We start from the raw sequence: 20,907 nt of genomic DNA on the forward strand, positions 1-20,907 counted from the left end.
CCTATCGTATCGCCTTCATCTATTCGGCCGCATTCGCGTTGGCGATCGCGGTGCTCGGCGCCATCGTGTTCGTAGCGGCGGATGCCGCCTTCCGACATCAGCAGGACGTCGCGCTGGCCGACGAGACAAAGCAGCTCGTGTTGGCCTATCGCGCAGAAGGGGTGTCCGACCTGCTGGATGCGCTGGCGGCCCGTAGCGACGCCAAGGGCATTGCCGCGTTCGGATACGCCATGTTCGATCGTGATGGCCGGCGCATCGCCGGTGATCTCGACACCCGACCACCACCGCCGGGCCTTCACGACATCCACTTTCGCGATCCCGAGGAGGGTCAGGACGCCGCACGCGCCATGACCACTATCCTGCCTTCCGGCGAGCGGTTGGTCGTCGCGATCGATACCGAGGGACTGGAGCAGATCGACCGCACCATCCTTGGCCTTTTCATAGGCGCATTCGGGATCGTGGTCATGGTCGGCATTGCCGGTGCGCTGATATTGGGCGCCTATTTGCGCCGGCGTCTTTCGCGAATCGAGGCGGCTGCGCGTGCGATAGTCGGCGGTGACCTGACGCGGCGCGTGGCGGTATCCGAGCGAGGCGACGAGTTTGACGCGCTTGGCGCGACGCTCAACGCGATGCTCGACCGGATCGAGCAACTGATGGAGAACCTCCGTCAGGTGTCCTCGGATATTGCGCACGATCTCCGCACGCCTCTGTCGAGGCTACGAACGACACTGGAGGCGGCGCGCGAGAAGGATCCGGTCGGCCAGAGAAAGGCGATCGACGAGGCTGTCACGCAGGGGGATGCGATGCTGTCGTTGTTCGGCGGCATCCTTCGCATCGCCGAGGTTGAGGGATCGACCTTTATAGCGTTCGAGCCGGTCGACGTGACCGCCTTGGTGGACGATATCGGCGAGGCATGCACGCCAGCGGTTGACGATGGCCACCGCTCGCTGTCGTGCCAGGCCGCCCCGGGCATGACCGTGAAGGGAGACCGCGAGCTTCTGGCACAGGCAATCATCAACCTCCTCGACAATGCGCAGGCGCACACGCCGGTAGGAACGGCGATCACCATCACGGCATCTAGCGCGGGCGGAAAAGTCTGCGTCCGCGTTGCCGACAACGGGCCAGGTATCATGGAACAGGATCGCGAGCGGGTAACTCGCCGGTTCGTGCGCCTCGATCCCGCACGATCTTCGGCGGGTCACGGACTCGGACTGAACCTCGTCGCTGCCGTCGCAAAATCGCATGGCGGGCACCTCGTTCTAGAAGATGCGCATCCGGGACTGGCCGCTACTCTCGTCTTTCCGGAGCTGATTCGATGAAGACCGGCTTTTCGCTCCTGTGCCTCGCAGGTGCTCTGACAGGGTGCGCGCACTACACGCCGCTGCCGCTCGAGAACGGCGTGGACGTCCCGCTTTCCGTCCCTTCCTCGGAAGGACTGACGGCAGCGGCAGCGGAGCTCAAACGCCCCTATCTCCAGCCGACGACGATCGACCTGTCACAGCCGTTGGATTTGAACGCGATCGCGACGATCGCCGTCATCGCCAACCCGGATCTGAAGGCGCAGCGGGTTCGCGCTGGCGTTGCGGATGCGCAGGCATTTGCCGCCCGGCTGCTGCCCGACCCGACCTTTAACATCGGCGCCAACAAGGTCTTGTCGGGACCCGATGTCCTGCTTGACCTTGCTTCCGCGCTCGGGTTCGATATCCAGTCACTTCGCACCCGCGGCGCACGGATCGCTCAAGCCGAGGCGCAAGCCCGTCAGGTCCGGCTCGATCTTGCCTGGGCTGAGTGGCAGACCGCCGGTGAGGCCCGCCTTCAGGCGGTACGGGTTGTCGGACTGCAGCGTGCACAAGTGATCACGGCGGCGTCACGGGACGCATCGCGGTCGCTTCTGACGCGCACCCTGCGCGCAGCAGGCCGCGGCGACCTGTCTGGCGATCAGATCCAGGCCGCCCGGGTCGCGGCATTCACCGCCGAGCAGCAGGCAAGAACCACCGAACGCGACCTGAACGTTGCGCGGTTCGCCCTGACGAAGCTGCTCGGGCTGCCGCCGGCTTCAATCCTTCGTCTGGCGATCACCAGCGATGCTGGCGCTCCGCCGGACGCCGATCGGCTTTTCGCCCTCGCGCGGAGCGCGCGCACCGACCTCGCCGCCCTGCGGCAAGGCTATTCCGCGCAGGAGGCTGCGGTCCGGCTCGCCATCATCCAACAATTCCCGACGTTGGACTTGACGGTTAACGCCAACCGGGATTCCGCTGGCAATGTCCTGACCGGTCCCGCAGTCGCCTTCACACTGCCGCTGTGGAATCGCAACCGTGGCAACATCGCCATTGAGCGCACGACGCGCGAGGCGCTGAAGGCGGAATATGAGGCGCGCTTGGTCCAGGCGCGGGCGGATATCGCCGCAGCAGTCGGCGGCATCGCGGTCGCCGAACGTCAGCGCGCCCCGGCAATTGCTGACCTCCCGGCACTGACCCGCTTCGCGGCCGCCAGTCGCCGCGCCGCGAACCGAGGCGACCTCGCCGCAGCCACTGCCGAGACAGCCGAACAAGCTTCGCGGGACCGCGAACTCGTGGTGACACAGACAAGCCAGGACCTGGGGGAACAGATGATCGCACTCGAACTCCTGACTGGCACGCCCCGCGCGGAGTGGCTGAAGTGAGCGGCCGGATTGCGATCGTGCTGGTGGGCACGGCGCTCGCCTCCTGCAGTGGTTCTGGCACTGACACCCAGAAGGCCGCGGATCCAGTGGCGCTGGTCAAGCTCGCACCCGTGACGAGCGCCGCGGTGTCAGAACAGACCGCGGTCTATGGCGCGGCGGAGCCAGGAGCCGGTGCCACCGCAACGCTGGTGGCTTCGGAGGAGGCGCGGATAGTCAGGATCGTGGCGCCGGTTGGGACGCGGGTCTCGGGTGGCCAGCTCGTCGTGCAACTCGCGCCCGGGCCGACCGCGAGCCTCGATCTTGTCAAGGCGAACAGTGATGCACGCGCGGCCGAGGCCGCCTATGCGCGGGCTGGACGCCTGCGCCAGGACGGCCTGGTCGGCAATGCCGAGGTCGAACAGGCTCGCGCAGCCGCCGCGACCGCCGGCGCAACCCGGTCCAGTCTTGCACAGCGCACCGCATCGCTCGCCCTGACCGCCCCATCAGCCGGCATTGTCCAAGCGGTCACCGGGTCGCCGGGCGATCTCGTTCAGCCCGGCGCGTCGATTGCAACCATCGTCCGGGATGGCGATGTTCGCGCTCGCTTCGGGATCGACCCGGCGATCGCGCGATCGTTGAGACCCGGGCAGCCAATCAGGATCGAGGGTAACGGAACCCGCGGCCAGCTCACGGTGCCGATCGATGCGGTCGATCCTGTCGTTGATCCGCAAACCCGGCTTGCCGCCGTTTTTGCGCGACTTCCGGTCGGCGCGCGGATCGGCACCGGCGAGATCCTCACAGGCGCCGTCACGACTAGCGCTGGCTCGGGCCTCCCGAGCATTCCCTATGCCGCACTGATGGACGACGGCGGCCAGCCCTATGTCTTTGTCGTCACGAACGGCACGGCGCACCGGCGCAACGTGCGGACCGGGGCGAGTGACCGCCGGACCGTTGCGATTGTTGAGGGTGTCAAGGCCGGCGAGCGGGTCGTGGTCGAAGGCGGCACGGCGATCGAGGATGGCATGAAGGTTCGCACCCGATGAGCGTCCTGTCCCGCCACGCGAACGCGCTTATTTTGGCTGCCCTCATCATCGTTGCCGGGGGTGCCGCAGCTGCGTTGCGCATCCCGGTCAGCCTGTTCCCCTTCATCAACTATCCTCGGGTGGTGGTGGCGGTCGACGCCGGCGAACGCGACCCCGCGCAGATGGCGGCGCAGATCACCCGCCCGATCGAGATCGCACTGCGCGGCGTGCCGGGCGTGACGCATGTGCGATCAACAACTAGTCGTGGCTCGGCGGAGGTTGCGCTCTCTTTCCCTTGGGGTCAGGATATGGCCGGCGCCACGATGGCGACCCAGGGTGCACTCGCAACGGTCTTGCCCGATCTTCCGGCGGGCGCGCGCTTCGAAGTGCGCCGATCAGATCCGACTTTGTTTCCCGTCCTGGGCGTCGCACTCACTTCATCCTCGCTTGATCCCCAGGCGTTGCGTCAGCTTGCCGATTTGAAGGTTCGCCCCGCCCTGCTCGCCGTGTCGGGCGTGGCCGGGGTCGATGTTTTGGGCGGAAGCGCGCGCGAGTTCGCGGTCGATGTCGATCCCGCACACGCCACCGCACTCGGGCTCAGCCTCGCCGACGTGGCGACCGCGATCGGCAAGGACAATGCGGTTCAAGGCGTCGGGCGGCTCGAGGATCGCCACAGGCTTTATCTGGTGCTAGCAGAGAACCGGCTTGGGTCGATCGCCGACCTCGCCGCCACGCCGGTCAAGGCTGGTCAGACGGCAGCTGCAGGGATCGTCACGCTTGGCCAGATCGCAACGATCACGCCATCGGTCGCCCCCAGCTACACGCGGATCACCGCGGATGGGAAAAGTGCGGTGCTGGTCAACGTGCGCCAGTCTCTGACGGGGGACACGGTCGGGATCGTTCGGGAAACCGCGGCCCGGCTCAAGACGCTGGGGCTTCCGCCGAGCGTCACGGTCACGCCCTTCTATGATCAGTCGGAACTGGTGACGGGGGCTGCCAATGCGGTGCGCGATGCGATCCTGCTCGGTGCCGTGCTCGCCGGAGTGGTGCTGTTCGTCTTCCTCCGCTCGGCTCGCCTCATGCTCATCACGGGGCTGATGCTGCCGGCCGTCCTTGCGGGAACGTGCCTCGTTCTGCTCGCGCTCGGCATGAGCTTCAACATGATGACGCTCGGCGGGTTGGCCGCGGCGGTCGGTCTCGTCGTCGATGATGCCGTGGTGATGCTCGAACACATCATGCGCCGGCTTCAGGAAGGCCAGGCCTCGGACCGGCGCAGCATCCTTGACGCAGCCGCAGAGATGACTCGCCCGCTCGTTGGATCAACGACCGCTACCATGGTCGTTTTCCTGCCCTTGGCGTTCGTGACGGGCGTCACAGGAGGATTTTTCAAGGCCCTCGCGCTGACGATGGTGGCCGCGCTTGGCCTCTCGCTGCTGTTCACGCGCTTCGTCCTCCCGATTGCGGCGGCCCGATGGGTTGGTGCACGAGAGGCGGAGGCGGCCGAGCGGGCCGGTGGCGTCCTCGCCCGGCTCGGCCGCAGCTATGAATGGTCAGCCGACCGAGCGTTCGGGCGTCCGGCGATGTTCGCGGCCGTCGTAGCACTGGTGTTCGTGGCGGCCGGCTGGCTGGCCTGGCGGCATGTTCCGTCGGGTTTCATGCCTGCAATGGACGAGGGCGGCTTCATTCTCGACTACAAAGCACAGCCCGGCGCGGCGCTGAGCGACACCGACCGGCTGTTGCGCCAGGTTGAGCGGATTATCGTGGCCACGCCGGAAGTGGCGAGTTACTCGCGGCGAACCGGCGCCCAGCTGGGCGGCGGGCTCAGCGAAGCCGACGAAGGAGACTATTTCGTTCGCTTGAAGGGCGGGTCGCGGCGTCCGATCGACGCGGTGATGGCCGATATCCGCCAGAAGATCGACACCGACGTCCCCGGTCTCCAGGTCGAGACCGCGCAGCTCATGGAAGACCTGATCGGTGATCTCACCGCGGTTCCGCAGCCGATCGAGGTCAAGCTGTTCGGGGATGATCCCGCGGTGCTGGCGACGGCGGCAAAGCAGGTCGGTGACGCCATCGGCCGCATCAGCGGGGTGGTTGAAGTCGTCGACGGGCTTCGGGTCGCCGGCGACACCGTGTCGATCGCGGTAAATCCGCAGCTTGCCCTGCAACAGGGTCTCGACCCGACCGGCGTCGCGGGGCAGTTGGAAACGCTGATCGGCGGCACGCAGGCGACGCAGGTCCGGATCGGCGAACAGCTGGTGACGGTGCGCGTGCGCGCTCCTCAAGCCCTGCGGTCGCGCGCAGACGAGATCGCCCGGCTGCCGCTCGTCGCACCAGATGGTCATCTCGTTCGCGTCGGCCAGGTCGCAACGGTTTCCATCGTCGGCGGCCAGAAGCAATTGACGCGCGAGGATCTGGCGCCGTTCGTAGCGGTGACGGCCCGGCTCGAAGGGCGCGACCTCGGCTCCGCGATGACCGAAGTCCGCAAGACCGTCGCCAATCTCAAGCTGCCCGCCGACGTTCGGGTCGATTATGGCGGTCTCTACACGCAGCAGAAGCAGAGCTTCGCCGACCTGACGTTGGTGTTCGTCGCCGCGTTGCTGCTCGTGGCGTTGCTGATCACCTTCTTGTTCGAGCAGCCGATGTGGACGATCGCGGCGGTCGGAACCGTGTTGCTGTCGGCTGCGGCAGTCCTGATCGGCCTGTGGGTTACCGGGATCGAACTAAACATCTCGGCGCTGATGGGCCTCACGATGGTGGTCGGGATGGTGACAGAACTCGTGATCTTCCTCTTGGCCGAACTCGATCCCTCAAACCCGCTAGACGCCGCCGGCTTGCGTGAAGCCGCCGGCAAACGGCTTCGACCGATCGTCATGTCGGCGCTCATCGCGATCCTGACACTCAGCCCGCTGGCGCTGGGTCTCAGCCGTGGCGCCGGTCTTCAGCAGCCGCTCGCGACCGCGATCATCTTCGGACTGACGGCGGCCGTACCGCTCGTCCTGTTGTTCCTGCCGGCGGCGCTCCTTGCACTGCGGTCGCGCAAGAACGGTGCCGTCACCGCCCCATGATCGCCTTCCTCCTTGCCGCGGCGCTGGCCCAGGCACCGACGCTTCAGCAGCGCCTCGCGCTCCCGCTTCCCGAGCAACGCCGGCTAATGGTCGAGCGGATCCGCACCGATGTACGTAAGAGCGCCCCAAGCGCCGCCACGCCCGCGCTTGACCGCGCGCTGGAAATAATCGGTAAGCTGCCCCGCGAGGACTTCGTGGCGCCCGAGGGTCGCCGCTTCGCCTATGTCGATACACCGCAGCAGATCGGATATGAGCAGACGATCTCCGACCCCTATGTGGTCGCGATCATGACCGCGGCGCTCGACCTTCCGCCGGCTGCCAATGTCCTCGATGTTGGGACCGGTTCGGGATACCAGGCGGCTGTCCTTTCGAGCTTGGCTGCCAAGGTCTGGTCGATCGAGATCGTGGATCCACTCGCCAAGGCAGCGGCGAAACGCCTGAAACGAATGGGCTATCGCAACGTCGCCGTCAGAAGCGGTGACGGGTTCGCCGGATGGCCTGAGAGCGCGCCTTTCGACGGGATCATCGTTGCTGCAGGCTCTGCAACCGTACCGCAGCCGTTGATCGACCAACTCAAGCCTGGCGGTCGGCTCGTCATGCCGATTGGAAAGTCGCAGGTCTTCGAGCAGCTCCTGGTCATTACGAAGCAACTCGATGGTTCGCTAAGCCGCTGCTCGCTTGGTTGGGCGATGTTTGTACCATTGACCGGCAAGGGACAGACCCCCGATGATCCACGGGCGCTGTTCGACCGATCGGTTCCGCTGTGTCACGGCAATCCGATCACCTGAGTGGATGCTTGCCGACCCGCCGCTTGTGGCGCGCCTGCTACAAGGAAATGACGTTCGTCGCGACGCACGGTCAACATGCTATTGGAAAGCCCAATGACATCGTCCGACGACGGTACGTCGATCATCGGGCCATAACTTCCGAAAAGATTTGATCGGCGATCGCAACGTAGCGCGACGATGGGAACCCCGTGAGCCAAGGCATCGAGCAACCGGTGTTCATACCCGTCATGCAACCGCGCGAAAATAAATACGGCGCGAGGATCGCCAATCCAATAATCTCTGTCGTCTGCATCGGCGAACGAGGTGACACCGTCGACCCGAAGCGCCTCGACCCATTTCGCCATTTTGCGCCGCTTATGCGCGCAACCGACGATCGTCAGCCGCTCGCCTAGCTTGCCCGCAAGGGCGAACGCCCGGATGATTCTGATGAGCTGGCGGACGTCGCCGCTGTCCCCGAATGCGATGAAGGAACGGTCCATAAAGGCAAGACGATGCTGTGCGGCGCTACCGCAGTCCGCCCCGTTAGGTCTCACAGCAGGTTGGACGTGGCGGCCGCGGCTCGATTAGTCGGGGCCTCATCCGAAGCATGGGCCAAAGTTTCTACCGACAACCCGGTTGCGAACGTTTTTTCGACCGGGCGACTGCGGCAAGGCACTCACCGTGCCGTCCGGCTGCGAGGTCATGGAAGGAGACGTTCGCCAACCGACGGGCGATACCTTGCGCACCTCGCCGGAGAACGACCGTATGCTGATAACGATGCCGCTTTCTGCGATGGTTCAGCCTGTCGGTCCGCTATCCCCGGACGTGGCAACTGACCAGTCCGCTTCCGCGCTGCCTCCGGCATCGCCGCCGACCGCCGCGACCGACATCGCGCAGACCGTGCCGACGGGGCCCTCCCAGCCCGACGCGACCGGGGAGATTGTCGTGACTGGTCGTCGTCGGTCGGCAGGTGACCCGCTTGAGGCGATCAACGCGAGGTCCTTTGAGGCGACGCAGGCCGTCGACAAGGCCGTGTTCGGTCCTGTCGCTTTGGCATACAAGCGGGCCATGCCGAGCCCTGTTCGAAGCGGCCTGCGCAACTTCTTCAAAAACCTGCGCGAGCCAGTCGTTTTCGTGAACTACGTTCTGCAGCTTAAACCCGGCAAGGCCGCCGAGACTGCTGGTCGCTTCGCGGTGAACACGACGATCGGCGTGGCAGGCTTCGTCGATATGGCGAAGCGCAAACCATTTAATCTACCTCGGCGGCCGAACGGATTTGCATACACCCTGGGCTATTATGGGGTAAAACCTGGGCCTTTCATATTCTTGCCTTTTTTTGGTCCGACCACGGTGCGTGATGCCATCGGCGGGTTGATCGACCGCGCGGTCGTACCGGGTATCGGCGGACCGCCATTTAATCAGCCTGCGTATGTCGTGCCAGCAACAGGGCTGGGCGTGCTCGACCGACGGGCTGAGTTCGATGAAGACCTGCAGCGCATTCGTGCGAGCGCAGATCCCTATGTTGCGCGTCGCGATTTTTATCTTCGGAAACGGCAGCGTGAGATCGACGCGTTGCACGCGTCGTCGCCGTCACATGCCAAGGTGACCGACCCGTCCTCGGCGCCTCCGCCGGCCTCTTCAGTCATGGTGCCGATTAACCCCGCTGCGGTCAAACTAACGCAGTGTTCCCCCACGATGGATGCACCAGCGTCCTCACCGATGTTTTAAGTCGGAGCAGTCGATCGCGCACGCGGGCTGACGAATCTGATCGCAAAGGTGTAGACGATAGTGGCGAAAGACTAGCTAAGTTGATCGCCATTCGGCGGTATCGGCACATCCACTACTGCCAACAAGGCTCAGAGCTTGTCTTTAAGGGCTTTGGCAGCCGCAAATGATACTTTCTTGGAGGCAGCGATGTCCATCGGCTTCCCGGTCGCGGGGTTACGGCCCTGGCGTGCCGGGCGGTCCTTCACCGAGAACTTGCCGAAGCCAGGAATCGATACTTCCTCCCCGCGTCCGGCCGCCTCAGCGATCTCGATAAAGACGGCCTGTATCGTCGCCTTCGCCTGCGCCTCGGTGAAGTCGGTTATGGCAGCGATCTTCTTCGCGAGGTCGGACGTGTTCATACGAGGCATTCTCCGGTTGATCGTATGCAATCATAGTGGCTGCCGCTTGTGAGACAACCAAGTTGCTCGACCACATCAACGCCGGCATTTTTCGGCGGGATCGATGGGTTCGACGATCGTGAAGGAGAGGGCTGCAGGCGAAATCGCTTTCGTCCGGCTCAAGGAGTCGCGGACAGCCTTGGAATGCCGACAATCGGACAGCCAAGCCTGAGGCGCGCGTGTTGACGGATCTCCTCTCAAGCGGCGCGCCTACGCGCAAAAATGCGGTGATCGTTCTAACCGGCCCGACGGGAGATCGCGTAGGTTCCGCACCCGAAAGCACGAACCTGTGCGACTCAACGCCCGCCCGGTCGGGGGAGGCTCCCAACTCGCTCTTGAGTTCGGTCCTGCGATCGTTGACCTCTTGCATGACGCTTAAGCAACGGGGGCGAAAGTGGCGAGCTGCTGTTTCACGATCGATGTCGAACCCGATCTCCATCTCGCCTGCTTCCGACTTGCCGGCACTTTCGCGGCCGCGGACGTTGAACGGTTGATCGTCGAGCGCGACCGAGCATTCCACGCCTTGACCTCAGAGCAGAATCGCCACCTCGCGCTCGTGGACATACGGCAAATGACGCCTCAAGGGTTAAGCGGCTTCGCTGCGTTCGGCCAGCTACTGTTGCAGCGCGAACCGCGCGCGCTGCGCCTCGCCTTCCTCATCGTGACAAATCTGGCGAGCATGCAGGCCCAACTCGCCGCCCATGGTCGAGGAGCACAGTTTTTCTTCGACGAGGATCAGGCGCGATCATGGCTGCTTGCCCATGACAACCCTCCTCTCGCGTTCCCGGTGTTCGTTTCCGGCAACGGTGCCGGAGCTTGATCCGCCGCCATGCTCGATTGCTTGGAGAACAATGCAACCTCCCCCTAGTGGCCGAGAAGCGCGGCCGCGTGTTCCGGTGTTCGAAATTGAAGCGCCGAACTATCGCTATGGCTACCGTCGCGGCCGAACTCTAGAACGTCGGCAGCGCAGCCGCCTTAAGGCTCCCCGCGCCTCATGCAGCATTCGTTCTTGTGGATGAGCCGGGCAGCATACGCGCAAGAATGCCGTCCTTGAGGAAGTGATGGCGGAGAGCGGCCGCGACGTGCAGGGCCAGTAGGGCAAGGAGCGCGATGCCGAGAAGTTCGTGTATCTCACCCGCAATTTCGCCAAGGCCGTTGCCGGGCGTCGTGAGCGCGGGGAGGCGCACAATGCCGAACAGCGTCACGGGCCACCCCTTGGCCGAGGCCCAGGTCCAGCCGGCGATCGGCATCGCAATCAGGATAACATAGAAGCTCAAGTGCGTCGCACGCGACGCCGCTTGCTGCCATCGCGGGATGTCGCGCGGTGGTGCGGGCACCGCATGGGTAAGCCGCCACAGCAGGCGCATGATGGTGAGCATCAGTATCGTCGAGCCGACGGACAGGTGCAGGTTCATCAATCCAATCGGGGGTGAGCCCTCGGGCGGGTCCGTCATCGTCCAAGCGATCACGAACTGCGCCGCGGTCAACGCGGCGGTGAGCCAGTGAAACGCTTTCTGCGGCACGTCATACGATTGAGGGCCGGTTTGTGTTGTCGCCATGATCAGGTCCTGTGCTGATAGCAGATCATTATAACGAGTCCGGGGCGTTGGCGGGCGCGTTAACTGTGTTACCAAGATCGCTTCGCCGTTTTTACCTGTCACAACGGTTCGGCCTGCCCCTCTGTGGTGCGCATTTTGGTCGTCCTGCGCCTCGACCGTGTCGGGGTTGCCACCATTGCTAAGAGAGCGTTCGCGAGGACAGCAGTCGAGCGGAGCTTGTCACGGAGCGACAGCGAAGTGATCGGCCCCGCGTCGGTTTTATTGACGTCGACGACGTAGATGCGGCCGTCAGCCCGGTCGCGCAGGATGTCGAGGCCTCCCCAGTCTAGCCGCATCGCAACCGCGAAGCGTCCGATTGACGCGATCTCTTCGGGCGAGAAGATGTTGGCCGGTTCATGCATCGTGACCGACAGGTTAGGCGGCAGGAAACGCTGGTCGGCCGCGCGGCGCTTGACCCAGACGATCACGGGCCTGCCGTCGATGCAGTGCGTCCGAAGGTCGCGGGCGCAGCCGTCCTCCTCGACCGTGTCGATCAGGCGCTGGTACGTCTTGCCGGCCAGGGGCGGCGTGGGACACTGGACGATGCGACCGTCATGGGCACCGTTAACTTCGCCTTTCTCCACAGCGCGGCCCGTCGCCGCCAGCGGGTCGAGCGCGAGTGGATAACCGAACACCTCGGCGAAAACAGCGGCGACGTGGCTCTTGGAAATGTCGGTACAGCCGAAATTGTAGCTGCGTTGGTGCTGGAGACGCTGCGGGCGGCTGGTTGTCGCATCCTCGAAGAAGAAGCTGGCATCGGCCTGATCGGGGGATGCCGCGATGCGGACGCCGGCCCAGGCGGCCGCAGCGCGGACCATGTACCAGGGTCCGGGCCGGTCCGGGGTGAACCAGATCGCCGGCCCTGCCGGCCTGATTGCGCGGCGTAGCGCTGCCAGAACCTGGAGAACGATCTGGAAAAGCAGCCATCTCGCCACTTCGTCGGCTAGCGTGATGTCAAGCGGAGCGGAATTGCCGGTCTTTCGCAGGATGACACGCCCGCGGTCGAAGGCGAAGGCCCCGAACCAGCCCGGCCGGATGCGCTGGCGGGCAGCAGCGGTGGCTGCGCTTTCCGAGGGGAATGGAGAAACCACGCCCGCTCGGGTCGCTTCGATCGTCATTCTATACTCCGTTTCAGGCACGCTATGGCGGTGGGCCGTCATCAATCGGTATGAACAGGTTCCGCCGTCGCGAACCGAATGCGGAAAAGGGCGCCGCCGCCGGGTGCATCCTCGACCGCGATGTTGCCGCCGTGGGCCTCCACGAGACGCTTGACGATGCCAAGCCCGAGCCCCGCGCCGTCACTGGCGCGGCGGTCGGCGCGCCAGAAGCGTTCGAAGATGTGTTCGCGATCCTCCGGAGGGACGCCAGGGCCGCGGTCGCGGACGCTGATCTGCGAGCCTGGACCCGCGGCGACTTCGATTGGAGTGTCCCCAGGCGCGTGTATCAGCGCGTTGTCGATCAGGTTGCGCACGACGCGGAAGATCGCTTCCTCATGGCCCCGAACTCGCGTGTCGCCGCGATCCTCGAAGCGAAGCTCGCGGTTCGCCTCAAATGCCTTGGGCGCGAGCATCGCGACGACCGCCCGGCCTATATCGGCGAGATCGACGGTCGCGCCTGTATCGATCGACATCGCGTCCGCCTGAGCAAGGTCGAGCATCTGCCCGACCAGGCGCGTCATGTAGGCGGTGTCGGCTTCGAGATCCTGCCGGACTTGGCCCGGCGGCAGGCGGTCGAGTGATAGCTGCATGATCGACAAGGGGGTGCGCAGCTCGTGCGCGGCGTTGGCGGTGAAGCCCCGCAACACCGCCATCGACTCGTCGAGCCGGTCGAGCGCGCGATTGACCGCGCGGACCAGCGTCCCTACCTCGCGCGGAGCGCGCGGCTCGGACACGCGCACGCTCATATGCTCGGCTTCTAGCGCGTCGATCTCGTCCTCCGCGCGCTTCAAAGGCTGCAGCACTCGTCTTACCGCGACGATGTTGAACGCAAACAGCAGCAGCGAGAGCGGAATCAGCGGAAGCGCGACATGCTGGGTGAGTTCGTTCAAGATGACGGGCACGTAGGGGCGCAGTCCCTCGCCTTCGAAACGCATAAGCAGCCAGCGCGTCTCCTCGCCTTCCCGGATCGACCTCACCCCGGTGACGCGGTAGCCTGCGCCGACCCGCTCGCGCTGTGTCCAGTCGACCAATGCTGCCGGGCGCAATGTAGTGGGACCGCCACCGGCACCTCGAATGCTCGCCGACGCCGCGTTGATATAGCCCGCAGACCACTGCCGCGCGCCAGGAGGGCCGGCGAACGCCCCTGGCGTCTTATCGGGCGAATTGGCAATGCGCGCCGCCTCCAGCGTCAGCAGCTCCTGCGCCAGCGCTTCGGGCTGGCGCGCATAGGTCGCGACGACGATGGCTATGTCGAGCAGCGCGAAGATGAGTGCGAACAGCCCCAGCCGCACAGCTATCTGGCTGAACAGCGTCGGGCCGGTAACCGGCAGACGGCGCGGGTTCGTCATGCCGGCGGCCCGAACAGTGCGTAGCCGACACCGTGGACGGTACGGATCAGAACATCAGCCTCTGCCTGCGTCAGGCGCTTGCGCAGCCGCGACACGGTGGCTTCGAGCGCATTGGCGGTGACTTCGGCGTCCATCGAGTACAGCGCGCTTTCGAGCGCCGGCTTGGGTACGACGCGGCCCGCGCGGCGGAGCAGATGTTCGAGCAGATCGACCTCGCGCGGGGTAGCGTCGATAACGCGACCGCAAACACTGACGGTACGTTCCGCCGGGTGCATCACGACATTGCCGACCGCCAGCGTCGTTCCAAGCGTCGCGCCAGGCCGCCGCAGCAGCGCGCGGCAGCGCGCCGCGAGTTCGGGAATCTGGAACGGCTTAACGAGATAATCGTCCGCGCCCGCGTCGAGTCCCGCGACGCGGTCGTCGAGCCCGCCGCGCGCGGTCAACACTAGGATCGGCGTCGCATCCCTGGCCCGGCGCATTCCGCGGATCAGATCGAGCCCGTCCGCGTCGGGCAGTCCGAGGTCAAGCAGCACGAGGTCATAGCCGCTCACCTGCCGCGCGGCCTCCGCGCCCTCGGCCGTCTCGCACCAATCGACGGCGAAGCCCTGCCGGTCGAGACCTTCGCGGATCAGTCCGGCGAGCCGCCCATTATCCTCGACGAGAAGTAGGCGCATGATCGATGTCCGTTCCGGTTGCGGCGCGCTTGGTGCCCGTAATCATCGCCAGCACGAGGTTCTCGCGGTGGCGGACGCTTTCGATGAGCGCCCCCGCGACATGGACCAGCGATGCGACAAGCACCGCGTTCGCGGCGGTTTCATGCACCTGCTCCACCCAGCCGACCCCCCAGAAGCGATCGGTTCCCATCATGTATCCTGTGGCACCAAGAACGATGATTAGCAGGACGAGCAGGATCGCCATGGCAGCACCAGCAGGGTTGTGGCCGAGGTAGCGCGCGTCCCGCCGCGCGACTAGCGAGCGGGCATAGGTTGCGAATGCACGCGGCCCTGGGACAAAACTGGCCAGGCGCGCATGACCCTTCGCGACTATTCCCCACAGGATGCGGACGGCGACCGCCCCCACCACGACATAGCCGACATAGCGATGTGGTGTGCGCGAATGTTCGAGAAAGGTCAGGTTCGCGACCACGCCGCCCGCGACCGTCCAGTGGAACAGCCGGACGACTGGGTCCCAGACCTTGACCCTGCCTTTCAAAGGAGGAGGCGTGTCGGCTGCGTCGCGGGGCGATCGGGACGGTATCATCGATCAATCGACGTTGTTCTGAACGATCTTGCCGTTCACCGGGTTGAAATAGACCTCTGCGCGGCGACCGTCCTTGGTTTGCGCATAGATCTCGTAGCAGCTTCCTGCCTGCTGGAAGACCTTGACCTTGCTGTAGCCCATCTTGGCGACACGAGCCTTCATTTGGGCGGGGGACATCCATTTGGCCTTGGGCGCAGTGGTGCAAACGGGCGCGGCCGACGCTGCGGAGGCGAGCGAGATCGCTACGGCGGCAAGCGCGGTCTTAATAACGAGCGGTTTCATGATCTGTCTCCTTGTGCGGTCCGAGGCGTCGGACAAGCCCAAGGATGGCGCGACGTTCTGACGTGAAGCTGACGGCGGTCGGAAAAATATTTCCGCCTCTCCCAGAAAAGATTCTTTGCTTCGGTCAGGACCTTGTCAGTTCGAGGGGCCAGAAGCCGATTGTCGTTTCCATTAACCCGGCTGGAGATATCATCATGAATATTCGCACGATCACATCCGCTGCTCTCTTGTTCGCCGCTCTCGTTCCCGCCGTGGCGACCGCCGCACCCGATGGCAAACCGCTCGCCGCGCAGACCAGGCAGAACCTTGAGGCCGCCATGAAGGGCGAAGCCTATGCCAACCTCAAATATCTGCGCTATGCCGATCAGGCCGAGGCGGCGGGCAATCCCGAGCTCGCCACGCTTTTCCGCAACTCGGCCAATGTCGAGGCGAACGAGCATTTCGATCGCGAAGCCCAGGCACTCGAACTTGGCAGCACCGCCAAGGTCAATCTTGAGGATGCCATCGCGGGCGAGCATTACGAGAACACGAAGATGTACATCGACTTCGCCAAGCAGGCGGAGGCGAGCGGCGACGTGAAGGTCGCCGCGATGTTCCGGCAGATCGCCGAGGATGAGGGCACGCATCTCCGTGCCTACCGAGCTGCGCTGGCCAAGACCGCCCAAAAATGAGCCAGCGCGTGGTGCCGGCCGGTTTCCCCCCTGTTCCGGCCGGCATCACAACTTCAAATTGTTAAGGAGATTCGAAATGACTACGTTGAAAGCGGGGGTTCTCGCCCTTGTATCCGCTTCCCTGCTCGTGTCCGCGGGCGCGTCCGCCCAGAACCGTCCGCCCGCGCCGTCCGCGGGTGACCGTGCGATGATGGGTGCGATGCGCAGCATGATCCCCGTCACCGCTAAGACGCGACCCACTGGTGACGTCGATCGCGACTTCATGACCATGATGATCCCGCATCACGATGCCGGCATCCAGATGTCCGAGGCGCAGGCGCGGCTGGGCAAGCATGCCGAGCTGCGCAAGATGGCGGCGCAGGACGTCACCGACCAGCGCAAGGACAATGCGTCGATGCACAAGTATCTGCGCGGTTGGAAGACGACCGCCGGACCGGTCGGAGCCGGGTCGCCTTCCGCCGCGATGCTTGAGGACATGCGGGAGATGGACCGTGCGACGGGCAAGATGCGGATGAGGGGCAACCAGGATCGCGACTTTATCGAGATGATGATACCACACCACGAAGCCGCCATCTCCATGGCGCGGACCGAGATGCGCAGCGGCCGCGACGCGCGCGTCAAAAAGGTCGCCAAGGGCATCTTCGACGGCCAGTCCAAGGACGTCCGCGATATGAAGGGCTGGTACAAGTCCTGGTATGGCCGAGCCTACGCCGGCTGACCTTCTCTGTTAAGCCGTTGAAGGCGACCGTCCTCGGGTGCGGCGGTCGCCTCGCACCTTTCCCCGCAACGCTTCGTGATCGGACCCGTCCATGAGCCGTCTTCACCCCGAGAACCATCTTGTCGCCCGCATCGGCTGGCTGCGCGCCGCAGTCCTCGGCGCCAATGACGGCATAGTCTCGACCGCGAGCCTCGTCGTTGGTGTCGCGGCGGCGTCGGCGACGCCTTCCGCGATCTTGCTGACCGGAGTCGCCGGGCTCGTCGCGGGGGCGATGTCAATGGCGGCGGGCGAATATGTGTCGGTGAGTTCGCAGTCCGATACCGAAGCCGCCGATCTCGCGCGCGAGGCGCAGGAGATAGCGGACCGGCCCGAAGCCGAGCATTCCGAACTGGCCGGCATCTACATGCGCCGCGGTCTCGATGCCGGGCTGGCGCGCGAAGTGGCGCGGCAACTGATGGAAAAAGACGCACTAGGCGCGCACGCCCATGACGAGCTTGGCCTGACACCGGGATCCGCGGCGCGGCCGATCCAGGCGGCGCTGACTTCGGCAGCGACCTTCTCGGTCGGGGCGGCGATGCCGTTGCTGATGGCAGCGATCGCGCCGCCGCGGCTGCTTGTGCCGCTGGTCGTAGCCGGCTCGCTCGTGTTTCTTGCGATCCTGGGTGCGCTGGGCGCGCGGACCGGCGGCGCGGGAACCCTCAAACCCACCGTCCGCGTGACGTTCTGGGGCGCTCTCGCGATGGCGGTTACCTCTGCCGTGGGCGCAATCTTTGGGGCGGTCGGGTAGAACGACAAGCACGATGGGGCACCTCGCCCACACCACGCGGGTGACGCCCTTACTGAAAGCGCTGTACTGCGGGAGGTCAAAATTGGCCGTGGCTGTTGAAAATCTCGCGTTCGAATTGATGTTGCGCGATTAGGGCACTGAGCGCTCTTTCAGGCCCCATCCGGCGGGCGTGTGTTAAAAACCTATCGAACGATCCCGATTTGATGCGCCGGCCCGCCGGGGGGATGGCCGGGCCGGCGCCTGCAGCTGGCTTAGCGACGGGGGAGCTTTGCCAGGGCAGCCTTGTAAGCCGCGTAATGCGTGCCTTCGTCGACCGCGATCTGGCGGAACATCTGCGCTACCTTCTTGTCGCCGGCCGCTTCCGCCTCCTTGGCGAAATTCACGTACATCGTGACATTCTCGTAGTGCTCGCCCCTCATGGCATCTTCGAGGTTCACATTGTTGCTGCTGCCGAGCCGCAGCGCCTGCGCTTCGCGATCGAAGTGCTCGTTGGCCTCGACGTTGGCCGATGCGCGGAAGAGCTTGGCGAGTTCGGGCTTTCCCGCCGCCTGCGCCTGGTCGGCGTACCGCAGATACTTCAGGTTGGCATAAGCCTCCCCGTGCATCGCGGCTTCGAGGTTCGCCCGCGTGCTGGCGGCTAGCGGGCGGGTCGGCGCCGACGGCGCGGCGGTCACGCTGACGGCGAAAATGGTCGCGGCACCGGCGGCAGCGACGATCAGGGACTTCATCATGGTCGATACTCCATTGCCGCCGGAAGTGCGGCTGCCCCGCTATCGACCTCGGTCCTGACGACGACCTGACAGGTCCGCGGCAACCGCATTTTCGAGCCGTCGGAAAAACGCGCTGTGCCGTCAGGTTTCGGTCAGGCGGTGCTGCGATCTCCCGGTCATCGAGGCTATCCCGCCTCTGACAGGAGCTCGTTCGATGATCCGATTTGCCCCCTTGAAGGTCGCAGCCTTTCTCGCCGTCGTCGCAGCTGCGCCGATGGCGATGGCGTCGCCCGTCTGCACCAAGGCGCCCCAGGCCAAATGGATGACGCCGGCACAAATGAAAGGCCGCGTCGCCAAGATGGGCTATCGCGACATCAAGGTCTTTCAGGTGTCCGGCAGCTGCTACGAAATCTACGCCCACACCAAGGACGGCAAGCGCGCCGAGGTCTATTTCAACCCGGTGAACGGCGCGGTCGTTCAGAACAACGTCGACTGACGATGAGCCACGTCGCTCCAGCGGCTCCTTCCCGAGACCCTGCTCGCAACCGCGGCAGGGTCAAGGTCTGGGACCCGATCGTCCGCATCTTTCACTGGACCGTGGCAGGAGGTGTCATCGCCAACCTGACGTTCCTTCGGCATGAGGAGACGCCGCATATCTATGTCGGCTACGTTGTCGTCACGGCGCTGGCGATCCGGCTGATCTGGGGTGTTATCGGCCGCCGTCACGCGCGGTTCGCCAGCTTCGTGCCAGGCCCGTTCGTGTTGCTGCGCTATTTTCGCGCGATGGCTGCCCGGCGCGAGCCGCGCTACATCGGGCACAACCCGGCCGGGGGCGCAATGATCGTCGTCCTCCTTGTCCTGCTGGCGACGGTGGGGACCAGCGGATGGATGATGGGGCTCGACCAATTCTGGGGTGTGGGCTGGGTCGAGACGTTGCACGAAACCGCCGCCAATGTTCTGATCGGCGCGGTAGCCCTGCATGTCATCGGTGCGATCGTCGAGAGCGTGCGGCACCGGGAAAACCTGCCGCTGGCGATGGTCACTGGCTACAAACGTGCACCAACGGGGACCGACATCGACCATGCGCCTGCTGCTGATTGAAGACAACTCCCGGCTCGGCAGCCTGGTTCGGGACGGCCTGATCCCGCAGGGTTTCGCGGTCGATTGGGTCGAGACCGTCGAGGACGCCGAGCTGGCGATGACGGTGGCGACATATGACCTGCTACTGGTCGACCTTGGCTTACCCGATGGAGACGGCTTGGACATCGTCCGCCGTTCCCGCCGGGACAAGAATGCGACGCCGATCCTTGTCCTGACCGCGCGAGGTGGCCTCGACGACCGCGTCACCGGACTCGACGCGGGCGCCGACGACTATCTGGTGAAGCCGTTCCAGATTCCCGAGCTCGCGGCGCGGTGTCGTGCCCTGCTGCGACGACCCGGGGCGTCGCTCGGCACCCAGCTCGCCGCGGGCAACGTCGTGCTCGATTGTGCCTCACGGTCGGCCGAGGTGGGCGGCGTCGCGATCGACGCGACGCCGCGTGAAATCAACCTGCTCGAAGTTCTGCTCCGCCGCGCCGGACACGTCGTCGCCAAGCCGGCGCTCGAGAATACGCTATATGCGATGGACGCCGAGGTAACGCCCAATGCGTTGGAAGCGGCAGTATCGCGGCTGCGCAAGCGCCTGACCGCCGCCGGCGCGGACGTGCAGGTCCGCACCGTGCACGGCGTCGGCTATGCGCTGTTCGCGCCGAGCGTATCTGGTGAATAAGATGGACGCGGTTCGGCCAAGGCGACGCCCCCCTACGCTGTTCCGACAGATTGCGGCGCGTCTGGCGGCGTTCACGCTGCTGTTCGCAGCACTCGACGTCGGGATCGTCGTGTTCACCTACAGTCGCCAGCCCGAATCGCTCGCGCAGGAATTGCTGACGCTTGAAGCGACGAAGGCTCAGGCAGGCGGCGTGCTGTCGCCCGACCTGCTAACCGGACCGCCGGGGGCCGAATCCTGGTCCGCGCGCTATGTCGAACCGGGATCACCCGAACTCCGGCGGGTAGGGGAAACCGGGATCGACGGCGCGTCAACCCTGGTCGACTGGACGCGGCGCGAACAGACTCCTCGCGGCTATCGGATATCGGGCGTTCGCGCGATCGATCGCGGCGAGGAGCGGCGATGGCTGGCGATGCAGTTCGAGGGCGACGGCATCCGCCCCTATGTGCCGGTGATCGTGAACGAGATCATTCAGCACGTGATGCTGCCGCTGATCCCGTTGTCGCTGTTGCTGTTGCTGTTCAACGTCTTCGCCGTCCGCCGGGTGCTCCAACCGCTTCGCCATGCCGAGCGCGAAGTGGACGCGCTGGAACCCGACAACACCCTGCTTCGCCTTTCGGAGCCGAGTGAGCCGCGAGAGGTCAACACGCTCGTCAGTGCCGTCAATCGGGCGCTCGGTCGGCTCGATGCAGCGATGGCGACTCTGCGGGAGTTCACTGCCAACGCCGCACATGAGCTGCGCACACCGTTGTCGATCATGCAGCTATCGCTCGATCGGCTCCCCGCAGGCAAGCAACGGGACGAACTGCAGGCCGATGCGCGGCACCTGACCCGTCTCGTCGAACAGATGCTCGATCTCGCCCAAGCCGACGCGCTGGCCGTCGATGGCCACGTTGCCATCGATATCGCCGACATCGGCCGGGACGTCGTGGCCGCGATGGCGCCAAAGG

At 65.0% G+C, this 20,907-nt stretch carries 23 protein-coding genes; 14 read left to right on the forward strand and 9 right to left on the reverse strand.

What is annotated here, in order from left to right; translation table 11 throughout:
* Window positions 1–38 precede the first annotated feature (38 nt).
* From A7X12_RS08940 to A7X12_RS08960, 5 genes are all read left to right on the forward strand, one after another.
* Window positions 39–1,319 carry a sensor histidine kinase gene (locus A7X12_RS08940; RefSeq protein ID WP_232318425.1) on the forward strand — a complete coding sequence of 427 codons (1,281 nt, stop codon included), beginning with the start codon at window positions 39–41 and terminating at the stop codon, window positions 1,317–1,319.
* A complete protein-coding gene (locus A7X12_RS08945; protein ID WP_064311288.1) occupies window positions 1,316–2,662 on the forward strand; it encodes a TolC family protein in 1,347 nt (448 codons plus the stop codon). The genes A7X12_RS08940 and A7X12_RS08945 overlap by 4 nt, the downstream gene beginning before the upstream one ends.
* Window positions 2,659–3,684 carry an efflux RND transporter periplasmic adaptor subunit gene (locus A7X12_RS08950; protein ID WP_232318426.1) on the forward strand — a complete coding sequence of 342 codons (1,026 nt, stop codon included), beginning with the start codon at window positions 2,659–2,661 and terminating at the stop codon, window positions 3,682–3,684. Before A7X12_RS08945 ends, A7X12_RS08950 begins: the two co-directional genes overlap by 4 nt.
* A complete protein-coding gene (locus A7X12_RS08955; RefSeq protein WP_064311290.1) occupies window positions 3,681–6,728 on the forward strand; it encodes an efflux RND transporter permease subunit in 3,048 nt (1,015 codons plus the stop codon). The genes A7X12_RS08950 and A7X12_RS08955 overlap by 4 nt, the downstream gene beginning before the upstream one ends.
* An 86-nt stretch (window positions 6,729–6,814) precedes the next feature.
* Complete coding sequence (locus tag A7X12_RS08960) at window positions 6,815–7,516, forward strand: protein-L-isoaspartate(D-aspartate) O-methyltransferase (protein WP_232318427.1); 702 nt, start codon at window positions 6,815–6,817, stop codon at window positions 7,514–7,516.
* On the opposite strand, the gene A7X12_RS08965 is transcribed toward A7X12_RS08960, so the two are convergent.
* Window positions 7,495–7,995: a hypothetical protein gene (locus A7X12_RS08965; RefSeq protein ID WP_064311292.1), complete on the reverse strand. Its 501-nt coding sequence runs from the start codon at window positions 7,993–7,995 to the stop codon at window positions 7,495–7,497. The two genes, A7X12_RS08960 and A7X12_RS08965, sit on opposite strands and share 22 nt — an antisense overlap.
* 202 nt (window positions 7,996–8,197) lie before the next feature.
* Between A7X12_RS08965 and A7X12_RS08970 the strand changes: the two genes are divergently transcribed.
* Window positions 8,198–9,223, forward strand: a complete 1,026-nt coding sequence (locus A7X12_RS08970; protein WP_232318428.1) for an MlaA family lipoprotein — start codon at window positions 8,198–8,200, stop codon at window positions 9,221–9,223.
* Window positions 9,224–9,351: 128 nt separating this feature from the next.
* Here the strand turns inward: A7X12_RS08970 and A7X12_RS08975 are convergent, their stop codons facing one another.
* Entirely contained in the window at window positions 9,352–9,621 is a 270-nt protein-coding gene (locus tag A7X12_RS08975; RefSeq protein WP_064311294.1) for an HU family DNA-binding protein, read from the reverse strand.
* Between the two features lie 433 nt (window positions 9,622–10,054).
* On the opposite strand from A7X12_RS08975, the gene A7X12_RS08980 reads away from it, so the two are divergent.
* On the forward strand, window positions 10,055–10,480 hold the full coding sequence (locus A7X12_RS08980) for a hypothetical protein (RefSeq protein ID WP_064311295.1): 426 nt from the start codon (window positions 10,055–10,057) through the stop codon (window positions 10,478–10,480).
* Window positions 10,481–10,652: 172 nt separating this feature from the next.
* On the opposite strand, the gene A7X12_RS08985 is transcribed toward A7X12_RS08980, so the two are convergent.
* The 6 genes from A7X12_RS08985 to A7X12_RS09010 all read right to left on the reverse strand — a co-directional run bounded on the left by A7X12_RS08985 (window position 10,653) and on the right by A7X12_RS09010 (window position 15,306).
* Entirely contained in the window at window positions 10,653–11,219 is a 567-nt protein-coding gene (locus A7X12_RS08985; protein ID WP_064311296.1) for a cytochrome b, read from the reverse strand.
* Window positions 11,220–11,317: 98 nt separating this feature from the next.
* The gene (locus A7X12_RS08990; RefSeq protein WP_198161972.1) at window positions 11,318–12,376 is read right to left on the reverse strand and encodes a hypothetical protein; all 1,059 of its coding nucleotides are present in this window, start codon (window positions 12,374–12,376) and stop codon (window positions 11,318–11,320) included.
* Window positions 12,377–12,417: 41 nt separating this feature from the next.
* A complete protein-coding gene (locus A7X12_RS08995; protein ID WP_064311297.1) occupies window positions 12,418–13,764 on the reverse strand; it encodes a sensor histidine kinase in 1,347 nt (448 codons plus the stop codon).
* Entirely contained in the window at window positions 13,761–14,438 is a 678-nt protein-coding gene (locus A7X12_RS09000) for a response regulator transcription factor (protein WP_064311298.1), read from the reverse strand. Before A7X12_RS09000 ends, A7X12_RS08995 begins: the two co-directional genes overlap by 4 nt.
* Complete coding sequence (locus tag A7X12_RS09005; RefSeq protein ID WP_232318429.1) at window positions 14,413–14,976, reverse strand: cytochrome b/b6 domain-containing protein; 564 nt, start codon at window positions 14,974–14,976, stop codon at window positions 14,413–14,415. Before A7X12_RS09005 ends, A7X12_RS09000 begins: the two co-directional genes overlap by 26 nt.
* Before the next feature lie 51 nt (window positions 14,977–15,027).
* Window positions 15,028–15,306, reverse strand: a complete 279-nt coding sequence (locus tag A7X12_RS09010) for a PepSY domain-containing protein (protein ID WP_064311300.1) — start codon at window positions 15,304–15,306, stop codon at window positions 15,028–15,030.
* Window positions 15,307–15,368: 62 nt separating this feature from the next.
* On the opposite strand from A7X12_RS09010, the gene A7X12_RS26190 reads away from it, so the two are divergent.
* The 3 genes from A7X12_RS26190 (at window position 15,369) to A7X12_RS09025 (ending at window position 17,482) form a co-directional block, all read left to right on the forward strand.
* Window positions 15,369–15,977: a rubrerythrin family protein gene (locus tag A7X12_RS26190; RefSeq protein WP_232318430.1), complete on the forward strand. Its 609-nt coding sequence runs from the start codon at window positions 15,369–15,371 to the stop codon at window positions 15,975–15,977.
* A gap of 76 nt (window positions 15,978–16,053) precedes the next feature.
* The gene (locus A7X12_RS09020) at window positions 16,054–16,695 is read left to right on the forward strand and encodes a DUF305 domain-containing protein (protein WP_170172247.1); all 642 of its coding nucleotides are present in this window, start codon (window positions 16,054–16,056) and stop codon (window positions 16,693–16,695) included.
* A 91-nt stretch (window positions 16,696–16,786) separates the two neighbouring features.
* The gene (locus A7X12_RS09025; RefSeq protein WP_064311303.1) at window positions 16,787–17,482 is read left to right on the forward strand and encodes a VIT1/CCC1 transporter family protein; all 696 of its coding nucleotides are present in this window, start codon (window positions 16,787–16,789) and stop codon (window positions 17,480–17,482) included.
* A 251-nt stretch (window positions 17,483–17,733) separates the two neighbouring features.
* On the opposite strand, the gene A7X12_RS09030 is transcribed toward A7X12_RS09025, so the two are convergent.
* Window positions 17,734–18,213 (reverse strand): acyl-ACP desaturase, encoded by a 480-nt coding sequence (locus tag A7X12_RS09030; RefSeq protein ID WP_064311304.1) that lies wholly within the window; start codon window positions 18,211–18,213, stop codon window positions 17,734–17,736.
* Between the two features lie 193 nt (window positions 18,214–18,406).
* Here A7X12_RS09030 and A7X12_RS09035 point away from each other — a divergent pair, with 193 nt between their 5' ends.
* The 4 genes from A7X12_RS09035 to A7X12_RS09050 all read left to right on the forward strand — a co-directional run.
* On the forward strand, window positions 18,407–18,688 hold the full coding sequence (locus A7X12_RS09035) for a PepSY domain-containing protein (protein WP_064311305.1): 282 nt from the start codon (window positions 18,407–18,409) through the stop codon (window positions 18,686–18,688).
* A gap of 2 nt (window positions 18,689–18,690) precedes the next feature.
* Window positions 18,691–19,293 carry a cytochrome b/b6 domain-containing protein gene (locus A7X12_RS09040; RefSeq protein WP_064311327.1) on the forward strand — a complete coding sequence of 201 codons (603 nt, stop codon included), beginning with the start codon at window positions 18,691–18,693 and terminating at the stop codon, window positions 19,291–19,293.
* Window positions 19,274–19,960 carry a response regulator gene (locus A7X12_RS09045; protein ID WP_064311306.1) on the forward strand — a complete coding sequence of 229 codons (687 nt, stop codon included), beginning with the start codon at window positions 19,274–19,276 and terminating at the stop codon, window positions 19,958–19,960. The genes A7X12_RS09040 and A7X12_RS09045 overlap by 20 nt, the downstream gene beginning before the upstream one ends.
* Before the next feature lies 1 nt (window position 19,961).
* Window positions 19,962–20,907 (forward strand): sensor histidine kinase (locus tag A7X12_RS09050; protein ID WP_232318432.1); only part of this gene is annotated, 946 nt, incomplete at its 3' end.

The sequence above is a fragment of the Sphingomonas sp. TDK1 genome, from assembly GCF_001650735.1.
GTDB lineage: Bacteria > Pseudomonadota > Alphaproteobacteria > Sphingomonadales > Sphingomonadaceae > Sphingomonas.